The sequence below is a fragment of the Streptosporangium sp. NBC_01639 genome (genome assembly GCF_045209755.1).
Classification (GTDB): Bacteria; Actinomycetota; Actinomycetes; order Streptosporangiales; family Streptosporangiaceae; genus Streptosporangium.
The window spans coordinates 8,234,802-8,254,911 of the sequence record NZ_CP109272.1 but is presented as its reverse complement, the minus strand read 5'-3'; the positions used below and the strand labels follow the sequence as shown (position 1 = coordinate 8,254,911).

Here is a 20,110-nt window from a genome sequence, read left to right as displayed (position 1 = left end):
CGATGGGCCGGGTGTGAGCCGTTCACACCCGGGCGGCCGCGAGGCTCGGCACCGAACCTGCGGTCCGCAGGTAGCAGGCCCAGGTCAGGAGCGCGCACATCACGTAGAAACCGGCGAAGGCGGCCAGCGCCGCCCCCGCCCCCCCGGTCGCGGCGATGGAGCTGCCGAACCCCCGGTTGATGAAGAAACCGCCGAACGCGCCGATCGCGGAGATGATCCCGACGGCGGCGGAGGAGTCGCGCCTGCCGGCGGCGAGGGCGGTGTCGTAGGCCGGCGTGCCGAGGGCGATGCCCGCGACGGCCCTGGCCCGGAAGATCGCGGGGATCATCCGGTAGGTGGAGCCGTTGCCGATGCCCGTGGTGGCGACCAGGAGCATGTAGGCGACGAAGAAGAGCGCGAAGCCGTGCTGGGCCAGACCCTGCCAGACCAGGGCGGCCGCGCCCGCCATCGCGGCGAAGTTGACGAGCGTCACCCGTGCCCCGCCGAGCCTGTCCGACAGCCAGCCGCCGACCGGGCGGATCAGCGAGCCGAGGAGCGGGCCGAGGAAGGCCAGCCAGACCAGGGACGTCTGCTCGGGGAACTGGCTCTTGATGAGGAGCGGCAACGCGGTGGAGTAGCCGATGAAGGAGCCGAAGGTGCCGATGTAGAGGACCGCCATGATCCAGGTCTGGGCCCGTCCGGCGACTCTCAGCTGATCGGCGGGATTGGCCTTGGCGGAGGTCAGGTTGTTCATGAAGAAGAAGGCTCCGGCCGCGGCGGCCACGATGAACGGGATCCAGAAGAGCCCCGCGGCGGCCAGCCCGAAGGTGCCGATCACCAGCGGCATGACGAGCTGGACGGAGCTGACGCCGATGTTGCCTCCGGCCGCGTTCAGGCCCAGCGCCGTCCCCTGCCTGGACTGGGGATAGAAGTGGGTGATGTTGGCCATGCTGGAGGCGAAGTTGCCGCCGCCCAGTCCTGCGGTCGCCGCGATCAGCAGGAACATCCAGTAGGGGGTGTCCGGATCTCCGACCGCGACGGCCAGCAGCACCGCGGGGATGATCAGCATCAGGGCGCTGAACACGGTGAAGTTGCGACCGCCGAACCTGGCCGGACCGAAGGTGTAGGGGATGCGCAGCGCCGAGCCGACGAGGTTGGGCAGCGAGACGATCCAGAAGAGCTGGTCAGTGGAGAACTCGTAGGTGCCGAGTTGCACGGCCACGATGCTCCACACCGTCCAGAGGGTGAAACCGAGATGCTCGGCGAAGATGGAGAAGATCAGGTTCCGGCGGGCGACCTGCCGCCCGCCCGCCTCCCAGAAGTCCGGGTCGTCGGGCCGCCACTCGCTGATCCAGCGCTTCGCCATCGCTCCTCCTGGCTTCGGAAAAGGGTGCTTATCGCGAAAACCCTAGAAGCGCAGGATTACGCACATTAACGCTCCGTGATGGTGCGCGGGTTACACGTAACTAACCTCCGAAATATGCAATGCACAGGCCGCACATATGTAACAGCCCGGAAACATGACAATCCCGCCGGTCACGGTTGAGGCAACAGGGTGCGGGGAATCGTTGTGCGTGTCAGTCCGTCGCCTCGGGAGTGCGTGTGGCCGTCCAGCCGATCAGACCGTTCGCCGACCCAGCGCTACGCACCGTAGCCGAACATGTGACCACCTTCGACCGCGGTTTGCGCGATCTGGTCCGGTCGCTCCAGGCCACCATGCGCGCCGGTGCCCACCGCGCGGGCCTGGCCGCCCCCCAGCTCGGCGTCCCGCTCCGGGTCTTCGTCTACGAACTGGACGGCAGGTCCGGCCATCTGGTCAATCCTCGCCTGGAACGCTCCGAGCGGAAGATCGTCGCCGATGAGGCCTGCCTGTCCGCCCCGGGGCTCTGGTGGCCGCTGGAACGCTCCTACATGGTCACCGCCCGCGGCCGCGACATGTTCGGCAAGCCCGTCACCGTCCGCGGTCTGGGCACGTTCGCGCGGGTCCTGCAGCATGAGGCCGATCATCTCGACGGCCTCCTGTTCATCGACCGCCTCCCGGAGGACGAACGCGAACGTTTCCTCCAGATCGCCCCCTCCTGACCGTCCGACGAGACACCGAAACACCGAACGCGTCTCCACGGATGCGAACGGCCGCCGAACCACGGCCGCCGCCACGGGAAACGCGCGCACGGCCGCGTCCGGACGTGGCCTGGCCCGGGTCCGAGGTCAAGGCCGGGCGGTGCCCGCCCGGACGGTCCCGGGAGCCCCCCGGCCACCCAGGAGGGTTGCTTGCTCGCCTCGCCTGCGACCTGTAGACTGTAATGGTTGCAGTCGTAGTTCTCGAAGGCGCTTGCCATCTCAAGTGCCTGTAGGAAAACCGCCGACAGCGGGCGTTACAGTTTCTCCGGATGGTTTCCGCGGATGCATGGTAGGGTCCGCAACGCAGCCCCAAGCCGTCGACCTGACGGTCTGGTGAGGCTCCCAATGAGGAGAAGTAGTTTGTCTGAGGGCACTGTTAAGTGGTTCAACGCCGAAAAGGGCTTCGGATTCATCGCGCCGGATGACGGCACCGCCGATGTCTTCGTGCACTACTCGGCGATCAACTCCGGTGGGTACCGCACCCTGGAGGAGAACCAGCGTGTCAGTTTCACCACCACGCAGGGCCAGAAGGGCCCGCAGGCCGACCAGGTTCAGGTCCTCTGATCTGATCTAAAGGCTTCCGTCTGAGCCCGTACCACCTCGGTGGTGCGGGCTCAGACTTTTTCATCGGAGATCCTTCCGGGCGGCCGGCGGTGCAGGCAGGAGGCCTCACGGGTGACCGTGGGAATCCCCCTCGGGGAGGGAGGATGTCAAGCCTTCGTGGTGTGTCCTGTTCCCGGCCGCCGGCAGCCGCAGGACCCCCACCGCATCGGCACGTCACCGCGCCCGGCGCCCGGCCTCGAAGCGGGAGCCATGCTCTCCGCCCCGGGCGTCCTGCTGGAACCCGGGGCGGAGAGGCCCGCTCTTCAGAGTTCGACGCCGAGGAGCGCGTCCACCGTCTCCCTGACGAGTGCGGGTGCCCCGGCGACGGTCCCGCCCTCCCCCGCCAGTGCCCGCCCGGCCCAGGCGTCCACGGCTGCGAGCGCTCCGGGGGCGTCCAGATCGTCGGTCATGCGGGCGCGGAGTTCCGCGAGGACACTCTCCGCCTCGGGGCCGGCCGGCAGGCCGACGGCCGAACGCCAGCGTGCCAGCCGTACTTCGGCGGAGGTCAGCTGATCGGCGGTCCACTCCCAGTCGGTGCGGTAGTGGTGGGCCAGCAGGGCCAGCCGGACGGCCATGGGGTCGGTCTCCTGGCGGAGCCGGGAGACGAAGACCAGGTTGCCCTTGGACTTCGACATCTTCTCGCCGTCGAGGGCGACCATGCCCGCGTGCACGAAGGCCCTGGCGAAAGGCCACTCACCACCGGCGACGTGCCCCTCGTGGGCCCCGCACTCGTGATGCGGGAAGACGAGGTCGGAGCCGCCCCCCAGGACGTCGAACCCGCTGCCCAGGTTGGCCAGCGCGATCGCGGTGCACTCGATGTGCCAGCCGGGCCTGCCCTGACCGAACGGCGAGGGCCAGGACGGCTCACCGGGGCGCTCGGCCCGCCAGAGCAGCCAGTCGAGTGGATGCTTCTTCCCGGACCGTCCGGGGTCACCGCCGCGCTGGGCGGACAGATCGAGCATCTGCTCTTCGGAGTAACCGGAGACCGCGCCGAACTTGGGCGCCGCGGCGACGTCGAAGTAGACGTCCCCGTCGAGGACGTAGGTGGCACCCTTGTCGCGCAGGAGCTCGATCAGCTCCACGACCTGGCCGATCACCTCGGTCACCCCGACGTACTCACGCGGCGGGAGGATCCTCAGCGCCTCCATGTCCGTCCGGAACAGCTCGATCTCCCGCTCGGCCAGCTCCCGCCAGTCCTGCCCGGTCTGCTCGGCGCGCTCCAGGAGAGGGTCGTCCACGTCAGTGGCGTTCTGGGTGAAGTGAACCTCATGACCGGCGTCCCGCCAGACGCGGTTGACCAGGTCGAAGGCGAGGTAGGTGTTGGCATGGCCCATGTGGGTGGCGTCGTAGGGCGTGATGCCGCAGACGTACATCCGCGCGACGGAGCCCGGCTGGGTTGGGCCGACCTCTCCTGCGGCGGTGTCGAACAGCCGTAGCGGAGCACCAACACCGGGAAGCCGAGGGACCTTCGGCGCAGACCACGATCTCATGTATTGAGCCTATCCAGCAGACGGACCGCCCCGATCGGCTCGGGGCGATGGGACAAAGGGACACTCGTCTCAACCGCCGGAACTCGGCTCGTCATTCCGGCAGGACGCGACGGAAGGCCGCCGGATCGCGTGGATCTTCGGTGAAGTCGTAGCGGACGCCGCTCGCACTCAGGCCCAGCAGGGTGACCGACAGGGAGCCGAAGATCCGTCCGTCGGGCAGCTCGTGACGGATGATCATAGAGCGGGGATCCCCGGTGGGCAGGCCCGCTCCGGTGGCGAGCTCCCGCCAGCCCTCCCACGGGGCGCCGACGTCCGCGGGGCGACCGGCCCCGGCGAAGCGAGGGCGGAAGAACGCGACGCGCTCGTTGTCCTCGCCCTGCTCCCAGCCGCTGTTGACGATCATGTGGGTTCCCGGGGGGAGGTCGTCCTCGGTCAGCGCGGTCCCGTCCCAGTGCCACAGCCGGGCTCCCGCAGGATCGGCCAGGATCAGGTGGAAGGGGTCGTAACGGGCCGGCTCCAGGTCGGGCAGGCCTCCCTGAGCCGCCGCCTGGAGCGGCAGGTCGCCCCGGGACCGGCGAGTCTCCTCCGGAGCGAGCACGCCATGTCCGTTGACGATGGCCGCGGCCCGCCGGGCCACCGGATCGACGGCCAGCCAGGTGCCACCCGCCTGGAGATCGCGCCCTCCGAGCAGACCCGGCCAGTGTTCGGCCGGAGGAACCCACGGCCGATCGGTGAATTCATCGCGCACTCCGACGAGGATCAGGGGGATCTCGGCATCCGGATCGATGCTGACGACAACCGTGCACATGCCCGGCAGGGTACGCCCCGGCCGGGAGCGGCCTCAGATGGGGGGCCAGGGAATGGCCGGCCAGTCCTGCGAGGGGAGCGGGTGCAGGCCGGTGTCGAGCAGCCTCCTGACCCGGAGCCAGGTGGCCTCGACCTCGGCGAGGGTGAGCAGCTCGCGGAGACGGCGGCCCAGGCGCCCCTCCTCCAGCTCGCGCTCCAGGCGGGCGAGGATGTTCGTGGCCTCACGGGACAGGGGCTTGCCGCGCCACTGCCAGAGCACGGTGCGGAGTTTGTCCTCGGCGGAGAAGGAGACGCCGTGGTCCACTCCGTGGATGTGACCGTCGACCATGGGAAGCAGGTGGCCTCCCTTGCGGTCGGCGTTGTTGACGACGGCGTCGAACACGGCCATCCGCCGCAGGGCGGGCTGACGGCTGCGGATCAGCGCCATCAGGTCGACCTCCGGATCGGTGTCGATCCAGAGCTGGCACATGCCCGGTCCGAAAGGGCCGTCGCGGTAGACGGTCGGTGGGACGATCCGCCAGCCGGTCGCCGCCGAGACCTCGAAGGCGGCCACCTCGCGAGCGGCCAGGGTGCCGTCGGGGAAGTCCCAGAGCGGGCGTTCCCCGCGTACGGGCTTGTAGACGCAGGCCCCCTCGAGCCCGCCAAGCCGGACCGAGCAGTAGAGCGTCATGTTGGTCGCCTCGACCAGCCGGCCGGCGACCTCCAACCGGCCGTCACGGAGCAGGCGCAGAGCAGTCTCGTCGTCCAGCCCGCCTGCGGGCGCCGTGCTCAGCGTGGGCTCGCTTTCGGCACTCATTCGCCTCCTTCGCCCGATGAAGCGCTATTACCCCGGTAACCATTGAGACGCACGCAAATATGCCCGTCGGCATCGAGCGGCTGACCGCACAACGGGCAGGGCGGACGCCCGGCGGCGACGAGGGCCACGGCACGTTTGATGAAGGCCCTGGCCGCCCCCGCGCTGATGTGCACACGCAGCAGAGCGGGCTCGATCAGCGGGGACGGCTCGAACTCCTCGTCCTCACCGACGACCTCCTGGGCCTCGATCACCACCTGCGCGGCGTCGGCGTCCCAGGCCAGCGTCATGGTGCCGACCTTGAAGTCCTCGCTGATCGGCACGTCGAGCGGGTCGTTGTCGGTCAGGCCGACCGGGGCGACCGCGGGCACCTCCGGGGCCCCGCCGCTGCGCCGCAACACCTCGTCGAGGAGGTCGTCCAGGCGGTCGGCCAGCGCGGCGACCTGGAACTTCTCCAGTCCCACGGTGGTCAACCGGCCCGGTCCCCGGGCCTGCAGGAAAAAGGCTCGTGAGCCCGGCTGCCCCACGGCACCGGCCACAAACCTCTCGGGTGGGTCATAGTCGAAGACCGGCATAGCCCGACCTTACGTGGTCCCGGCTCCGCCGCCGACTGCGGCATCGCTCCCGGTGAAGTTTTCTCCCCCGTCTTTGTGTTCCGAATCCTCCGGTGGCCGGAGGCCGGCCACATTTCCCCCGAGGTCGTTGAGCCTGAGCACGAAGGGACGCAGGGGGGTGTAGCGGATCGCGGTGAACGACGCGGGGTCGACGGCTATCCGCTGGAACTGGTCCAGGTGGAGACCCATGGCGTCCGCCACGATCGCCTTGATCACATCCCCGTGGCTGCAGACGAGATAGACCGCGTCCGGCCCCAGGCGCTCGTTCCACTCCCTGACTGCGGCGACCGCCCGGTGCTGGACGGCGGACAGGGCCTCCCCACCGGGGAACGTCACCGCGCTCGGGTGGGTCTGCACGACCTGCCAGAGCGGATCCTTGGCCAGCTCGCCGAGCGGGCGGCCCGTCCAGTCGCCGTAGTCGCACTCCCCGAACCGTTCGTCGGTCAGCACCTCCGTCGGGCGTTCACCGGCGATCGCCTGGGCGGTCTCCTGACAGCGCTCCAGCGGACTGGAGACGATCGCGTCCAGTTCCAGCGGCGCCAGCCGTACGGCCAGCGCGTCCGCCTGCGCCCGGCCGGCCTCGCTGAGATGGACGTCGGGGGTCCAGCCGGCCAGCACCGGACCGGTGAGATGCGTAAGGCCGTGTCTGGCCAGCAACAAGGTCGTCACGTGCCCAAGTCTTGCAGGCCTCACTCCACTACTTTTAACTGCCTGACCGGTAATCTGGCCGGATCATGGAGCAGCGCTATGTGGGCCGCAGCGGCTTGTCGGTATCCCGCCTTGGACTGGGGACGATGACATGGGGGCGTGACACCGGAGCCGAGGAGGCCGCGGCGCAGCTCCGTGCGTTCGCCGAGGCGGGCGGCACCCTCATCGACACCGCGGACGTCTACACCGGCGGCGAGGCCGAGAGGCTGCTCGGCCGCCTGATCCGCGACGCGGTACCGCGCTCGGAGCTGGTGCTGTCCACCAAGTCGGTGCTCACCCCCACCGGCCGCCGCCCGCGCGACGCCTCCAGGAAGCATCTGATCGCCGCCATCGACGCCTCGCTGGCCCGTCTCGGGGTCGACGAGGTGGAACTGTGGCAACTCCATGCCTTCGACCCGGATGTTCCGCTGGAGGAGACCCTGGCCGCGGTGGACGCCATCGTGTCCTCCGGCCGGGCGGCCTACGCCGGGGTGTGCGACTACACCGGCTGGCAGCTGGCGGTGGCCGCCGCCGGTCAGCGGGCGGTCCCCGGCCGGGTGCCGATCGTCGCGGCCCAGGTCGAATACTCCCTGCTGGCCAGGGAGGCCGAACGCGAGCTGATCCCGGCCGCCGAGCATGTCGGCGCCGGGGTGCTCGCCTGGTCGCCGCTCGGCCGGGGCGTCCTCACCGGGAAATACCGTACGGGCATTCCCGCCGACTCGCGGGCGGCGACCCCCCACTTCGCCGACTTCGTCACACCGTATCTGGACGAGAGATGCCGGCGGGTCGTGGAGTCGGTGACGACCGCGGCGGAGGGGCTCGGTGTCTCGCCGTTGTCGGTCGCCCTGTCCTGGGTCCGCGACCAGCCGGGGGTGACGTCCGCCATCGTCGGCGCCCGCACCCAGACCCAGCTGGCCGGCGTGCTCCTGGCAGAGGATCTCACGCTGCCCGTGGAGATCAGGGAAGCGCTCGACGACGTCTCGGCCGACTGAAATCAGAAAAGACCGGATGAGATGGGATGTGCGATGGAAACAGAATGAGAATCCATTTCACGTATCACTACTCGGTACCGAATCGCAACTTCGCCTGGAAAATCCCGGCCTCCCCATAAAACTGTCGATGGAGTGACGGGCGGGGGCGCCCAGGTGACAGTGAGGCTCCGTCGTTTTCCACGAGGGGGGACAATTGCGGACCGCGATCTCTGCCGGGGTGCTGGTTCTGATATTGAGCGGCGGGATCACCATGGGCACGGCCACTGCCGCAGCCGCCGTCACGCAGGCCGACTGTGACAGCGGCGGGCTGATCGGTGGCCTCTGCAGGGCGGTGGGCACCGTCGGCGACGTCGTGAACGGGCTCACCGGCGCCGTCGTGCCCCCTGCTCCAGACAGGGACGCCCCCGATGTCACCCAGGAAACGACCGTCGACGGCGCGGGCGACGCTCCGTCTTCGCCCGCGCCGGACCCCGGAGCCGCCACGACCGACGGAGCCGGGGCCGCCACGACTGCCGGAACCGGGGACGACGGACTGCTGCCCAAGGCCCTCGACGACGTCTGTCTCCCCCTGGTGGCCTCTCCCGAATGCACGGGTCCGGCGGCGATCTCCGCACCGGAGGAGCCGGAGAAGGCCGAGAAGACGGAGGGAACGGAGGGAACGGAGGAGCCGGCCAGGCGGTCGCGCCCCCGGCCCTCGCGGACCGGCGAGCCGGAGACGGCCAGGGAGGAGGCGGCGCCGTTGCCGGCCGAACCGCTGCGCCCGCCGGACTCCCGGACGCGCATAAACGACATGGACGAGCCGGTGATCCCCCAGCCGCCCCCCACGATCGACGCCGAGGCGCCCCAGATCGATCCGCTGTGGCCCGGCACGATCACCCAGGAGCTCCACGAACGGATGCGGGAACTCCTGGCGGGAAAGCCCCCAGGCGAGCAGACCGTCACACCCACCCGATCATCCGACACGCTGGGCACCGTGCTCACCACCGCCCTGCTGATCGCGGCGATCCTCGCCGTCCGCCTGCTGTACACCAGGCGGACCGGCGAGGAGTCGATGCCGCTGGAACCGCTCAGGACGGGGCGGCACCGGACGGCCTGAGCGGTCGCGGTGCCGGCCTAGGCTCCGATCGCGTGCACGCCGCCGTCAACGTGCACGATCTCGCCTGTCGTGGCCGGAAACCAGTCCGACATCAGCGCCAGGCAGGCCTTGGCCGCGGGCACGGTGTCACCCAGGTCCCAGCCGAGGGGCGCCTTCTGCGGCCAGCTCTCCTCGAACTCCTTGAAACCGGGGATGCTCTTGGCCGCCATGGTGCGCAGCGGCCCGGCCGCCACCAGGTTGACGCGGATCCCGTGCTTGGCGAGATCACGGGCCAGGTAGCGGGAGCACGACTCCAGACCCGCCTTGGCCACACCCATCCAGTCGTACACGGGCCAGGCCTTGCTGGCGTCGAAGTCGAGTCCGACGACCGCGCCGCCCTCCTTCATCAGGGGCAGGCAGGCGACCGCCAGCGACTTGAACGAGTAGGTCGAGACGTGCAGGGCGGTCGCCACGTCCTCCCACGGGGTGTTCAGGAAGTTGCCGCCGAGGCAGCTCTGGGGGGCGAAGCCGATGGAGTGGACCACACCGTCGAGCCCGTCCAGGTGCTCGCCGACGCGGTCGGCCAGCGAGTCGAGATGCTCGGCGTTCTGCACGTCCAGCTCGATCACCGGCGGCGGCTCGGGGAGCCGCTTGGCGATGCGCTCGACCAGGCTGAGCCGGCCGAAACCGGTCAGCACGACCTGGGCGCCCTCCTCCTGGGCCAGCTTGGCGACGGAGAAGGCGATGGAGGCGTCGGTGAGGACGCCGGTGACCAGAATTCGCTTGCCTTCGAGGATTCCCATGTCAGTGCCCCATTCCCAGGCCGCCGTCGACGGGGATGACAGCCCCGGTGATGTAGGCGGCGTCCTCGCCGGCCAGGAACCTGACCACGCGTGCGATCTCGTCGGCGCTCGCATAGCGGCCCAGCGGGATGTTCTTGCGGATCTGCTCTTGATGGGCCTCGTCCAGCGCGGCCGTCATGTCGGTCTCCACGAACCCCGGGGAGACCACGTTGACCGTGATGCCGCGGGAGCCGAGCTCCCGTGCCACCGACCGGGCGAAGCCGATCAGCCCGGCCTTGGAGGCGGCGTAGTTGCTCTGCCCCGCCGAGCCGAGCATGGCCACCACGGAGGAGACCAGCACGATCCGGCCGCGTTTGAGCCGCAGCATGCCGCGCGTGGCGCGTTTGGCCACCCGGTAGGCGCCGGTCAGGTTGGCGTCGATGACGTCGGTGAAGGTCTCCTCCTTCATCATCGGCAGCAGGGTGTCCTTGGTGATGCCAGCGTTGGCGACGAGCACCTCGACCGGGCCGTGCTCGGCCTCGACCTTCTCGAACGCCGCATCGACATCGGCCATGCTGGTCACATCGCATCGCACGCCGAACAGCCCCTCTGGGGGCTCTCCGGAGCGGTAGGTCACGGCGACGGCGTCACCGGCCTGGGCGAGCTGACGGGCGATCGCGAGGCCGATGCCGCGATTGCCGCCGGTTACGAGAACAGATCGAGCCATGGACCTGACGTTATCGGCTACCCGGGGGTAAACCAGTTGTCCGTGAGGGACAAGATCACAGGGTTAGGATCGTCGACATGCGCCAGATCGATCCTGATTTCCTCGCTCTGCCCATGAGGCGACTGGCGGACGCGGCCCTGCAGCGCGCCCGCGACCTCGGCGCCGAGCACGCCGACTTCCGACTCGAACGCGTCCGCGCGGAGACCCTGCGCCTGTCCGACGCGTCACTCGAAGGCTCCATCGACGCCGACGACCTCGGCTACGCCGTACGGGTCGTCAAGAACGGCACCTGGGGTTTCGCGTCCGGAATCGATCTCACCCCCGAGGCCGCCGTGCGGGTCGCCGAGCAGGCGGTGGAGGTGGCCGTCGTCTCCGCGGCCGTCAACCGCGAGCCCATCGAGCTCGCTCCCGAACCGGTCCACTCCGACGCCACCTGGGTCTCGGCCTACGACGTCGACCCGTTCGAGGTGCCGCTGCGCGACAAGGTCGCCCTGCTCGCCGAATGGTCCGACCGCCTGTTGCGGGATCCGCGCGTGGACCACGTGCAGGCCTCCCTGCAGCAGGTCAAGGAGCAGAAGTTCTACGCCGACACCGCAGGCACCTCCACCACCCAGCAACGGGTGCGCCTGCACCCCGAACTGGAGGTGATGAAGTCCGCGGACGGGCGTTTCGAGACGATGCGCACGCTGGCCCCGCCGGTCGGCCGGGGGTACGAATACCTCACCGGCACCGCCTGGGACTTCCCCGGCGAGCTCGCCCGGCTCCCCGAACTCCTGGAGGAGAAGCTCCGGGCGCCGTCCGTCGAGGCGGGCCGCTACGACCTGGTCGTCGACCCGTCCAACCTGTGGCTGACGATCCACGAGTCCGTCGGGCACGCCACCGAGCTCGACCGTGCCCTCGGCTACGAGGCGGCCTACGCCGGCACCAGCTTCGCCACCTTCGACCAGCTCGGCAAGCTCGCGTACGGCTCGCAGGTCATGAACGTGGTCGGCGACCGCACGACGGAGCACGGCCTGTCCACGATCGGCTACGACGACGAGGGAGTGGCGACCCGGCGCTTCGACATCGTCTCCGGCGGAGTCCTGACCGGCTATCAGCTCGACCGGCGGATGGCGCGGCTGAAGGACCTCGGCTCCTCCAACGGCTGCGCCTTCGCCGACTCCCCCGGCAACATGCCGATCCAGCGCATGGCCAACGTCTCCCTGCTGCCCGCCCCCGACGGCCCCGCCACCGAGGGGTTGATCTCCGGGGTGGAGCGCGGCATCTACGTCGTGGGCGACAAGAGCTGGTCCATCGACATGCAGCGGTACAACTTCCAGTTCACCGGCCAGCGGTTCTACCGGATCGAGAACGGCAGGCTCGCCGGCCAGGTCCGCGACGTCGCCTACCAGGCCACGACCACCGACTTCTGGCAGTCCATGGCAGCCGTCGGCGGACCGCAGACCTATGTGCTGGGCGGCGCGTTCAACTGCGGCAAGGGCCAGCCGGGGCAGGTCGCCCCGGTCAGCCACGGCTGCCCCTCGGCGCTCTTCCGCAACGTGCGCATCCTCAACACGCTGCAGGAGAGTGGGAAGTGAACGGACACGGTACAGCGACGGACGCCTCGGCCGGCCGTCACGAAGGGAGCCGGATGAGCCCTCAGGAGATGATCGAGAAGGCTCTGGACCTCTCCACGGCCGACGACGTCGTCGTGATCGTGGACGAGCGCTCCAGCGCGAACCTGCGGTTCGCGGGCAACACCCTCACCACCAACGGTGTGAGCCGCTCCGCGCAGCTCACGGTGATCTCCATCGCGGGCCGGGGAGTGGGCGTGGTGTCGCGGGCGGCGGTCCGCCCCGAGCAGCTCGCCGACATCGTCGCTGCGGCCGACCACGCCGCCGAGGACGCGCCCCCGTCGGAGGACGCCCGGCCGCTGGTCGAGGGATCCCGTTGCGACGACTGGGACCTGCCCGCCGAACCCACCTCCATCGGGGTGTTCGGCGCCTTCGCCCCCGCCCTGGGCGCGGCCTTCGCCAGGGCCGAGACGGGCGGGCGCAAGCTGTACGGCTTCGCCGAGCACATCGTCACCACCACCTTCGTGGGCACCTCGACCGGAGCCCGGCTCCGGCACACCCAGCCCACCGGCCGTCTGGAGCTCAACGCCAAGTCTCCGGACATGAAGCGCTCGGCGTGGACGGGCGCGGCGACCCGCGACTTCACGGACGTGGACGTGGCGGCGCTGGACGCCTCGCTCGCCCAGCGGCTGGAATGGGCGAAGAACCGGATCGACCTGCCCGCGGGCCGGTACGAGACGCTTCTGCCGCCGGCGGCCGTGGCCGACCTGATGATCTACATGTACTGGACGGCCGGCGCCCGGGACGCCCTTGAGGGCCGCACGGTCTTCGCCAAGCCCGGAGGCGGGACCCGTGTCGGGGAGACCCTCTCCCCGCTGCCGATCCGCCTGTACAGCGACCCGGCCGCGCCGGGCATCGCATGCGCGCCGGCCGTGGTGGCGCACACCTCCGGCCGGCAGAGTTCGGTGTTCGACAACGCCCTGCCGCTGACGCCCACCGACTGGATCACCGACGGCACCCTGGCGAGTCTGATCCAGACCCGGCACTCGGCCGAGCTGACCGGGCTGCCGGTGACCCCGGCGATCGACAACCTGATCCTGGAGGGGGCCGGGGACGGCCGGTCGCTGGAGGAGATGATCGCCTCCACCGAACGCGGCCTGCTGCTCACCTGCCTGTGGTACATCCGCGAGGTCGACCCGCAGAGCCTGCTGCTCACCGGGCTGACCCGCGACGGCGTCTACCTGGTGGAGAACGGGAAGGTCGTCGGCGAGGTGAACAACTTCCGCTTCAACGAGAGCCCCGTGGACCTGCTCGGCCGCCTCACCGAGGTCGGCGCGGCGGAGCAGACCCTGCCGCGCGAGTGGAACGACTATTTCACCCGCACGGTGATGCCCGCGCTCCGGGTGCCCGACTTCAACATGTCGACGGTCAGCCAGGCCAGCTAGCGCTGGGAGAGCGCGATGGTGTGCACCCGCTCCCAGCGTCTGGCCGTCACCACCCGGGCGGTGGCGTCGGTGAGGTCGTAGACGACCGACCAGCGGGTGTGCCCCTGGGCCACCCGCTGGAGCAGGTCCATACCGTCCCGCCAGTTCTTCGCCGAGGGAAGACCGGTGGCGAGCGTGCCGTACCGGGTGTCGGACCTCCGCTGCTCGTCGGAGGTGCCGGTCATGGTGAAGTTGGTCAGGATCCGGTCCTCGATGACGTTGAGCCTGCCGTCGGCGAACTCCACGACGGCGGACTTCCCCGCGGCGTCGGCGAGCAGGTAGTGGACCTGCGGGCCGGAGGTGAAGTCGACGTTGTGGCGGCGCACGATCGCCACCGCCTCGTCCACGGTGGCGGCCTTGTCCAGCATCATCCGGATGATCCGCACGCTGCTGACCGTCGGGCGGCCCTCCGTCTTGGGGGGCAGTCCACCGCCGGGCACCGCGGCCATGCCGACCGCCAGCCCCTTCTCGTTCACCCCGTCGAAGGGCGTGAGCACGGCGTGGGCCAGCCGGCGGCGGATCCCGGGGTCGGACAGGTCCGGTGTGCCGGTGCCCCCGAGCAGGTAGGCCAGATCGGCCATGGACACCGAGGCGTAGCCGTCGGGCGGGTCGGCGTGCACGACCATCGCCGGGTTGGGATCCCAGTCGAAGTTCCGGCCGAACAGCGGCCGGTCGCCCCGTAGGTGGAACAGCGAGCAGGCCCAGCCGTCCGCCTGTCCGGCGAGGTCCTCCTCGCCGATGGAGACCTCCCGGTCGTAGGAGCCGTGGAAGGTCATCTCGTACAGCGGCAGGTCGTCCACCTGGCTCAGGCTCCGGACCGTCCGCTGGATGTCGGCGGCGCTCTGGTCGAGCGCAGCGTCACGCACGGCCGGGGAGGCGGGGGGCGAGGCGGCCGGAGAGGCCGCCTGTCCGTATCGCGGGCCGGAGCATCCGGTGAGCAGCAGCCCGGCGGCCAGCGCGGCGCCCACGACCCGATGTCGATCTCTCATCCCCGTAGTCTGCGGCCGCGGAGGCTCCGCCGTACAGATCAGCCGTACAGATCAGTCGTCCTCCAGGCGGAAACCGACCTTCATGCCGACCTGGAAGTGGCCGACCTCTCCGTCGACGATGTGCCCTCTGACCTCGGTCACCTCGAACCAGTCGAGGTGACGCAGGGTCTGGGAGGCACGGCGGACGCCGTTGCGAATGGCCGCCTCGAGGCTCTCCTCCGAGGTGCCGACGATCTCGGTCACCCGGTATGTGCGATCCGTCATGCGTCGTCTCTACCCGGAGATCATGAGCGCACGCCCACCGCGCCACTGCAAGGGCGGAGTTGGGCCCGCCCCTCCCGGCGACTAAGTTGGAATTGTGAAGGTATGGCACAAGCGCCAGATGGTTCACCAGGTAACCGATGCCCAGCCGTCGCTGAGCGATGACATCGGAAAGCGGGAGAAAAGCTACTTCATCAAAATGGGGATCCGGCTGGCCTGCCTGATTCTGGCTTTCGCGGTGCCCGCTCCGCTGCCCGTCCGGCTGCTGCTCTTCGCCGGAGCGATCTTTTTACCATACGTTGCGGTGATCGGGGCGAACGCCCCTCCCCGAGGGGCACCGATCACCCCTGACGTGGCAGAACCCGGACAGAACGAGATCCCGCTCCATCGACGCGAGATCGGGTCGTGACTAAGTCTTGACGCATCCCAGGGGGAGGAGGTGTACGCTTTAGCCAAGTGCCCTGGTCCCCCGTCGGGGCACTGGTGCCGGCGTTCCGGGCCCCCGTCGGAACGCCGATGAAGCGGCGCCGGGTGGTTTGCCCCCGTAACCACCCGGCGTCGCCCCCCCTTTTCCGGGCCTTTACTTTTCGCCTGTCGTCTCGGCGGTTGTCCTCTCCCATTCCTGGGCCAGCGCGGTCAGCCGTTCCACCGCGCCCTCCGGCGCCGAGCCCGACCCCTGGGCCAGCCCCAGAAGATACGCCGTCAGAGGCGCCGCCGGCCGGGTCACTCCGTGGGCGACCTCCTTGGTCAGGTCCAGCACCGCGTCACGGTCGACCTTCGCCGGATCGACGCCCAGCTCCCGGCAGACCAGCGCGGTCCATTCCGCCAGCACGTTCAACGAACACCTCCATCGTGGAGTCCCCGGGCTCGTCCGCGGGGCCATGACCTTCTCGCTCCTGCCCGGGGCGTCGCCGCCCTCACGGCTCTCCCCGGGCGCTCACATCCGCGGTCCCGGGCCCCGGCTCGTCGCTCCGGGCCCGGCGCAGATCCTCGGCCGTGTCGCAATCGAACCACGGTCGTCCGGCGAGATGAAGCGTGGCGGGGGCCAGCGGGGCGAGCAGTCCGTGCAGTGACCGCCCCTCGTAGCGGGCGAGTGCCCCGGCGAGCTCCGCCGTACGCCAGACTCCGGCGAGCCACTGCTCCCGTCCACCGTCGTCGACGAGCACCGCCCCGGTCTCCGCGGCGTCCAGCAGTGCCGACACATGGCCGGCGGTCAGGAACGGCAGATCGGCCGCGAGCAGCGCCACCCACGGGGCGGTCACCTCGGCCAGTCCGGCCCGCAGCGCCGGAACCGGGCCGCCGCCCGGCGGATCCTCCCGCACGAAGATCGCTTCCGGCAGTCCGGGACGGCGTGTCCCGACGACGATCAACCTCCCGGCGTCCGGTACGGCGGCGGCCACCGACTCGATCAGCGGACGGCCGGCGACGTACAGGCCCGGTTTGTCACGCCCGCCGAGCCGCCGGGCCAGGCCGCCCGCCAGGATGCACGCGTCGTGGCGGGCGGTCATCCGCCGATGGCGGACATCGGGCGGGACGGCTGCAGGAAGGACGGGTCGTCGATGCCGTGACCGGCCTTCTTGCCGCGGACCGCGGCCAGCCAGCGCTCGGCGAGCTCGTCGTCATCGGCGCCCGAGCGCATGGCGGCTCGCAGGTCGGACTCGTCGGTGGCGAACAGGCAGTTGCGGATCTGGCCGTCGGCGGTGAGCCGTACGCGGTCGCAGGCGCCGCAGAACGGCCGGGTGACCGAACCGATCACTCCGACCCGGGCAGGGCCGCCTGCGACGAGGAACAGCTCAGCCGGGGCGCTGCCTCGCTCCAGCGGGTCGTCGTCGGTCAGCTCGAAGGCGTCCTGAAGCCGTACGAGGATCTCATCGGCCGTGATCATGTTCTCCCGGCGCCAGCCATGCTGGGCGTCCAGCGGCATCTGCTCGATGAAGCGGAGTTCGTAGCCCCGCTCAAGGCAGTAGTCGAGCAGCGCGACGGCCTCGCGGTCGTTGACGTCGCGCATCAGCACCGTGTTGACCTTGACGGGACGCAGCCCCGCGGCGTCGGCCGCGGCGAGCCCGTCGAGCACGTCGGCCAGCCGGTCGCGGTGGGCGAGCTTTTTGAACGTCTCCCGGTCGAGGGTGTCGAGGGAGACGTTGACCCGGTGCAGACCGGCCTCGGCGAGCGGGGCGGCCAGCCGGGCCAGCCCGATGCCGTTGGTGGTGAGTGAGACGTGCGGCAGCGGACGGAGCGCGGTGGTGCGGGCCACGATCTCCACCAGCTCCCGGCGGAGCAGGGGTTCGCCACCGGTGTAGCGGACCTCGGTGATGCCCAGGCGCTCCACCCCGATGGTGACCAGCCGGACGATCTCGTCGGCGGTCAGCAACTCGGGCTTGGGCAGCCATTCGAGGCCCTCGGGCGGCATGCAGTAGGAGCACCGCAGGTTGCAGCGGTCGGTGAGGGACACCCGCAGGTCAGTCGCCACCCGGCCGAACGAGTCCTGCAGCATGGGGCGTCACCTCCTCGTCTCATCTTTGTCCGGACAGGGGGCCAGCCTAAGGCCGGCCCCCTCCCCTCCCCAAAGTACGGCCGTATCCGGCAACAACCTCATCAGGCCATTGATTCCTGGCCGTCTCGCCGATCAGCCCTTGATGCAGATGAGCTGCCGGAGGCGGGCGACCACCTCCACCAGGTCGGTCTGCGCCGCCATGACCGACTCGATGTCCTTGTAGGCGCCGGGAATCTCGTCGATCACCCCGGAGTCCTTACGGCATTCGACGCCGTCGGTCTGCGCCTTGAAGTCCGTCAGGGTGAAGGTCTTCTTGGCCTTGGTCCGGCTCATCCGGCGACCGGCACCGTGTGAGGCGGAGTTGAACGCGTCGGCGTTCCCCCGGCCCTTCACGATGTAGGTGCCGGTCGCCATCGAGCCGGGGATGATACCGAACTCGCCGGAACCCGCGCGGATCGCGCCCTTGCGGGTGACGAGCACATCCACGTCGTCGTACCGCTCCTCGGCCACGTAGTTGTGGTGGCAGGAGATCGGCTGCTCGAAGGTGATGCCCGAAAGGTGACGCCGGAGCACGTCGCAGACCAGGGCCATCATGACCGCCCGGTTGCGCCGGGCGTAGTCCTGCGCCCAGAACAGGTCACGCCGGTAGGCGTCCATCTGCGGTGTGCCCCCGACGAACACCGCGAGGTTGCGGTCGGGGAGATCCTGGTTGTGCGGAAGCCTCTGGGCCTGCCCGATGTGGAACTCGGCCAGCTCCTTGCCGATGTTGCGCGACCCGGAGTGCAGCACGACCCAGACCGCGCCTTCGTCGTCGGCGCAGAGCTCCAGGAAGTGGTTGCCACCGCCCAGGGTGCCCATCTGCACCTCGGCGCGCTCCCTCTTCGGGTGCACGGCCGTGGCCAGGCTGTCGAAGTCCTTCCAGAAACCCGCCCAGTCGGCGGTCTTCAACCCGTGCAGCCGGGTCGGGTCGACCGGCCTCTTGTGGTGCCCGAAGCCGACCGGGACCGCCTGCTCCAGCTTCGAACGCAGGTAGGCCAGGTCATCGGGCAGGTTGTCGGCCCTGAAGGAGGTCTTCACCGCGGTCATCCCGCACCCGATGTCCACCCCCACGGCCGCCGGGGAGACCGCGTCCCGCATCGCGATGACCGACCCCACCGTCGCGCCCATCCCGTGATGCACATCCGGCATCACCGCGACCCCCTGCACCCACGGCAGGTCGGCCACGTTGCGCAGCTGCTGCATCACGTTGGACTCGACCTCGGCCGGGTCGGCCCACATGCGGATTGGCGCGCGGCCACCCATCACCTCGTTGTACGTCATCCCCACATCGCCTCCCTCCGGCCGATCGATCACCTGACGACGACAATGACGCCAGAGAGCCCCCCTTCCCCGCAACTGATTTACGATCTCCTGCCCGTTTCGCACCCCCGTTGAACGGCCGGCCCCCTCCCCAACGACCGCAGCACCGGAGAAACGGACCGCGGCACCGGAGAAGGCGCACCGGTGGCGTCGTGGAACCGAAGGGACCGGCGGCCGGCCTTCCGTGATCCCACCCGCCGGGTGCCCATGGCCGTCCACGGGACGGCCGGGCCGCGCGGGTCAGAGCGCGGTGATCTCGGTGCCCCGGGCGAGCAGCAGCACCACCGCGACCGCCGCCACGGCGACTGCCGCCACGAAGGGGGCCTTCGGCGACCGCCCGCCCAGCAGCAGCCCGGCCCCGGCCAGCGCGGCGGCACCGGTGAGCGCGGCCCAGCCCCCCGGGCCGGCCGGCCCCGGCGGCCCGAAGACCAGCAGGCCCGTCGCCAGGAGCAGCGGCAGCGGGATCAGCGCGCGGACGCGGGCGGTGCCGAGCCGTTGCGGCCAGCCGCGGACCCCGGTGGCGAGGTCCGCCGGGATGTCGGGGAGCACGTTGGCCAGGTGCGCGCCGCAGCCGAGCAGCACCGCCGCCAGGACCGCCCACCACGCGGGCCACGGATGGCCCGGCAGCCCGAGTGTCACGAACGGCGGCAGCACGCCGAACCCCACAGCGTAGGGCAGCCATGACAGCGCCGTGGCCTTCAGTCCCAGGTCATAGCCCCAGGCCGCGGCGACGCCCACGAGATGGACGGTCCCGGCCGCAGGACCGGAGGCGAAGGACAGGGGCACGCAGAGCACCAGGGCCGTCGCCGCGGCGGACCACACCGTCCGGACGCGCACCGTGCCGTCGGCGATCGGTTTGCCGGTGCGGCCCGCTTCGATGTCCCGGCCGGCGTCGACCGCGTCGTTGCACCAGCCGATGGACAGCTGTCCGGCCAGTACGGCGGCGGCCACCAGGACGCATCCCGCCACCGCACGCCCGCTCGCCACGGCCAGCGCGGTCACCATGACGGTGACCGCCGCGGTGGGCCCGGGATGGCAGGCCCGCGCCAGCCCCACGACGGTGGAGAGCCCGAACGGCCGCCCCCCAATCCGGCCCCGCTCCCGGGGTGCGTGCCCGCTCGTCGTCACAGACCGATCCTGACATGTTCCTTGGGGTAAATCCCAGCGAGACCCCTGCCGCTCACCCGGCGTCGCACGGGTCCGTGACCGGGCGGACGGCGCATCACCGTCCATGCCTGTGAGGCATGCTGCTCGCGCAGATGGGCAAAAGGCAGGTATCCGCTGTCCTTTGCCGGAGGGT

At 70.2% G+C, this 20,110-nt stretch carries 22 protein-coding genes; 7 read left to right on the top strand and 15 right to left on the bottom strand.

The window, feature by feature from the left end; genetic code table 11:
- Positions 1-22 precede the first annotated feature (22 nt).
- Positions 23-1,345: an MFS transporter gene (locus OHA77_RS37545; RefSeq protein ID WP_406313919.1), complete on the bottom strand. Its 1,323-nt coding sequence runs from the start codon at positions 1,343-1,345 to the stop codon at positions 23-25.
- A 296-nt stretch (positions 1,346-1,641) separates the two neighbouring features.
- On the opposite strand from OHA77_RS37545, the gene OHA77_RS37540 reads away from it, so the two are divergent.
- Together OHA77_RS37540 and OHA77_RS37535 are read left to right on the top strand one after the other, a co-directional pair.
- On the top strand, positions 1,642-2,061 hold the full coding sequence (locus OHA77_RS37540) for a peptide deformylase (protein ID WP_406313918.1): 420 nt from the start codon (positions 1,642-1,644) through the stop codon (positions 2,059-2,061).
- Between the two features lie 399 nt (positions 2,062-2,460).
- Positions 2,461-2,664: a cold-shock protein gene (locus OHA77_RS37535; protein ID WP_326823460.1), complete on the top strand. Its 204-nt coding sequence runs from the start codon at positions 2,461-2,463 to the stop codon at positions 2,662-2,664.
- A gap of 302 nt (positions 2,665-2,966) precedes the next feature.
- On the opposite strand, the gene mshC is transcribed toward OHA77_RS37535, so the two are convergent.
- The 5 genes from mshC to OHA77_RS37510 all read right to left on the bottom strand — a co-directional run bounded on the left by mshC (position 2,967) and on the right by OHA77_RS37510 (position 7,076).
- The gene (gene mshC, locus OHA77_RS37530) at positions 2,967-4,193 is read right to left on the bottom strand and encodes a cysteine--1-D-myo-inosityl 2-amino-2-deoxy-alpha-D-glucopyranoside ligase (RefSeq protein ID WP_326823461.1); all 1,227 of its coding nucleotides are present in this window, start codon (positions 4,191-4,193) and stop codon (positions 2,967-2,969) included.
- 91 nt (positions 4,194-4,284) lie between these two features.
- On the bottom strand, positions 4,285-5,001 hold the full coding sequence (locus OHA77_RS37525; protein WP_406313917.1) for an NRDE family protein: 717 nt from the start codon (positions 4,999-5,001) through the stop codon (positions 4,285-4,287).
- 33 nt (positions 5,002-5,034) lie between these two features.
- A complete protein-coding gene (locus tag OHA77_RS37520) occupies positions 5,035-5,796 on the bottom strand; it encodes an SCO1664 family protein (RefSeq protein WP_326823463.1) in 762 nt (253 codons plus the stop codon).
- A complete protein-coding gene (locus OHA77_RS37515) occupies positions 5,793-6,368 on the bottom strand; it encodes a DUF3090 domain-containing protein (protein WP_326823464.1) in 576 nt (191 codons plus the stop codon). The genes OHA77_RS37520 and OHA77_RS37515 overlap by 4 nt, the downstream gene beginning before the upstream one ends.
- Positions 6,369-6,377: 9 nt before the next feature.
- A complete protein-coding gene (locus OHA77_RS37510) occupies positions 6,378-7,076 on the bottom strand; it encodes a histidine phosphatase family protein (protein WP_406313916.1) in 699 nt (232 codons plus the stop codon).
- Positions 7,077-7,141: 65 nt separating this feature from the next.
- Here OHA77_RS37510 and OHA77_RS37505 point away from each other — a divergent pair, with 65 nt between their 5' ends.
- A complete protein-coding gene (locus OHA77_RS37505; RefSeq protein ID WP_326823466.1) occupies positions 7,142-8,086 on the top strand; it encodes an aldo/keto reductase in 945 nt (314 codons plus the stop codon).
- 193 nt (positions 8,087-8,279) lie between these two features.
- Positions 8,280-9,182 carry a hypothetical protein gene (locus tag OHA77_RS37500; protein ID WP_406313915.1) on the top strand — a complete coding sequence of 301 codons (903 nt, stop codon included), beginning with the start codon at positions 8,280-8,282 and terminating at the stop codon, positions 9,180-9,182.
- 17 nt (positions 9,183-9,199) lie between these two features.
- Here the strand turns inward: OHA77_RS37500 and fabI are convergent, their stop codons facing one another.
- Both fabI and OHA77_RS37490 read right to left on the bottom strand, forming a co-directional pair.
- The gene (fabI, locus tag OHA77_RS37495) at positions 9,200-9,964 is read right to left on the bottom strand and encodes an enoyl-ACP reductase FabI (protein WP_406313914.1); all 765 of its coding nucleotides are present in this window, start codon (positions 9,962-9,964) and stop codon (positions 9,200-9,202) included.
- Between the two features lies 1 nt (position 9,965).
- Positions 9,966-10,670, bottom strand: a complete 705-nt coding sequence (locus OHA77_RS37490) for a beta-ketoacyl-ACP reductase (protein ID WP_406313913.1) — start codon at positions 10,668-10,670, stop codon at positions 9,966-9,968.
- Between the two features lie 77 nt (positions 10,671-10,747).
- Here OHA77_RS37490 and OHA77_RS37485 point away from each other — a divergent pair, with 77 nt between their 5' ends.
- Together OHA77_RS37485 and OHA77_RS37480 are read left to right on the top strand one after the other, a co-directional pair.
- The gene (locus tag OHA77_RS37485) at positions 10,748-12,247 is read left to right on the top strand and encodes a TldD/PmbA family protein (protein WP_406313912.1); all 1,500 of its coding nucleotides are present in this window, start codon (positions 10,748-10,750) and stop codon (positions 12,245-12,247) included.
- Positions 12,248-12,300: 53 nt separating this feature from the next.
- The gene (locus tag OHA77_RS37480) at positions 12,301-13,668 is read left to right on the top strand and encodes a metallopeptidase TldD-related protein (RefSeq protein WP_406313911.1); all 1,368 of its coding nucleotides are present in this window, start codon (positions 12,301-12,303) and stop codon (positions 13,666-13,668) included.
- On the opposite strand, the gene OHA77_RS37475 is transcribed toward OHA77_RS37480, so the two are convergent.
- Positions 13,665-14,696, bottom strand: coding sequence for a carcinine hydrolase/isopenicillin-N N-acyltransferase family protein (locus tag OHA77_RS37475; protein ID WP_406313910.1), 1,032 nt, complete (start codon positions 14,694-14,696; stop codon positions 13,665-13,667). The two genes, OHA77_RS37480 and OHA77_RS37475, sit on opposite strands and share 4 nt — an antisense overlap.
- 51 nt (positions 14,697-14,747) lie before the next feature.
- On the bottom strand, positions 14,748-14,960 hold the full coding sequence (locus OHA77_RS37470) for a dodecin (RefSeq protein ID WP_406313909.1): 213 nt from the start codon (positions 14,958-14,960) through the stop codon (positions 14,748-14,750).
- Positions 14,961-15,054: 94 nt separating this feature from the next.
- Between OHA77_RS37470 and OHA77_RS37465 the strand changes: the two genes are divergently transcribed.
- The gene (locus tag OHA77_RS37465; RefSeq protein WP_326823474.1) at positions 15,055-15,366 is read left to right on the top strand and encodes a DUF3099 domain-containing protein; all 312 of its coding nucleotides are present in this window, start codon (positions 15,055-15,057) and stop codon (positions 15,364-15,366) included.
- A 171-nt stretch (positions 15,367-15,537) separates the two neighbouring features.
- Here the strand turns inward: OHA77_RS37465 and OHA77_RS37460 are convergent, their stop codons facing one another.
- The 5 genes from OHA77_RS37460 to OHA77_RS37440 all read right to left on the bottom strand — a co-directional run bounded on the left by OHA77_RS37460 (position 15,538) and on the right by OHA77_RS37440 (position 19,938).
- Positions 15,538-15,789, bottom strand: coding sequence for a DUF6457 domain-containing protein (locus OHA77_RS37460; RefSeq protein ID WP_406319940.1), 252 nt, complete (start codon positions 15,787-15,789; stop codon positions 15,538-15,540).
- 85 nt (positions 15,790-15,874) lie between these two features.
- Complete coding sequence (locus OHA77_RS37455; protein ID WP_406313908.1) at positions 15,875-16,465, bottom strand: molybdenum cofactor guanylyltransferase; 591 nt, start codon at positions 16,463-16,465, stop codon at positions 15,875-15,877.
- A complete protein-coding gene (moaA, locus tag OHA77_RS37450; protein WP_406313907.1) occupies positions 16,462-17,451 on the bottom strand; it encodes a GTP 3',8-cyclase MoaA in 990 nt (329 codons plus the stop codon). The genes OHA77_RS37455 and moaA overlap by 4 nt, the downstream gene beginning before the upstream one ends.
- A gap of 132 nt (positions 17,452-17,583) precedes the next feature.
- Entirely contained in the window at positions 17,584-18,771 is a 1,188-nt protein-coding gene (locus OHA77_RS37445; RefSeq protein ID WP_406313906.1) for an RtcB family protein, read from the bottom strand.
- A gap of 279 nt (positions 18,772-19,050) precedes the next feature.
- Positions 19,051-19,938 (bottom strand): UbiA family prenyltransferase, encoded by an 888-nt coding sequence (locus OHA77_RS37440; protein WP_406313905.1) that lies wholly within the window; start codon positions 19,936-19,938, stop codon positions 19,051-19,053.
- Positions 19,939-20,110 lie beyond the last annotated feature (172 nt).

Bases quoted from the DNA above. Each gene is read 5' to 3' on its own strand.
- OHA77_RS37545 (WP_406313919.1), bottom strand. From the start codon at position 1,345: ATGGCGAAGCGCTGGATCAGCGAGTGGCGGCCCGACGACCCGGACTTC.
- OHA77_RS37475 (WP_406313910.1), bottom strand. From the start codon at position 14,696: ATGAGAGATCGACATCGGGTCGTGGGCGCCGCGCTGGCCGCCGGGCTG.
- OHA77_RS37485 (WP_406313912.1), top strand. From the start codon at position 10,748: ATGCGCCAGATCGATCCTGATTTCCTCGCTCTGCCCATGAGGCGACTG.
- OHA77_RS37490 (WP_406313913.1), bottom strand. From the start codon at position 10,670: ATGGCTCGATCTGTTCTCGTAACCGGCGGCAATCGCGGCATCGGCCTC.
- OHA77_RS37455 (WP_406313908.1), bottom strand. From the start codon at position 16,465: ATGACCGCCCGCCACGACGCGTGCATCCTGGCGGGCGGCCTGGCCCGG.
- OHA77_RS37445 (WP_406313906.1), bottom strand. From the start codon at position 18,771: ATGACGTACAACGAGGTGATGGGTGGCCGCGCGCCAATCCGCATGTGG.
- fabI (WP_406313914.1), bottom strand. From the start codon at position 9,964: ATGGGAATCCTCGAAGGCAAGCGAATTCTGGTCACCGGCGTCCTCACC.
- OHA77_RS37525 (WP_406313917.1), bottom strand. From the start codon at position 5,001: ATGTGCACGGTTGTCGTCAGCATCGATCCGGATGCCGAGATCCCCCTG.
- OHA77_RS37505 (WP_326823466.1), top strand. From the start codon at position 7,142: ATGGAGCAGCGCTATGTGGGCCGCAGCGGCTTGTCGGTATCCCGCCTT.
- OHA77_RS37480 (WP_406313911.1), top strand. From the start codon at position 12,301: ATGAGCCCTCAGGAGATGATCGAGAAGGCTCTGGACCTCTCCACGGCC.
- OHA77_RS37515 (WP_326823464.1), bottom strand. From the start codon at position 6,368: ATGCCGGTCTTCGACTATGACCCACCCGAGAGGTTTGTGGCCGGTGCC.
- mshC (WP_326823461.1), bottom strand. From the start codon at position 4,193: ATGAGATCGTGGTCTGCGCCGAAGGTCCCTCGGCTTCCCGGTGTTGGT.
- moaA (WP_406313907.1), bottom strand. From the start codon at position 17,451: ATGCTGCAGGACTCGTTCGGCCGGGTGGCGACTGACCTGCGGGTGTCC.
- OHA77_RS37520 (WP_326823463.1), bottom strand. From the start codon at position 5,796: ATGAGTGCCGAAAGCGAGCCCACGCTGAGCACGGCGCCCGCAGGCGGG.
- OHA77_RS37470 (WP_406313909.1), bottom strand. From the start codon at position 14,960: ATGACGGATCGCACATACCGGGTGACCGAGATCGTCGGCACCTCGGAG.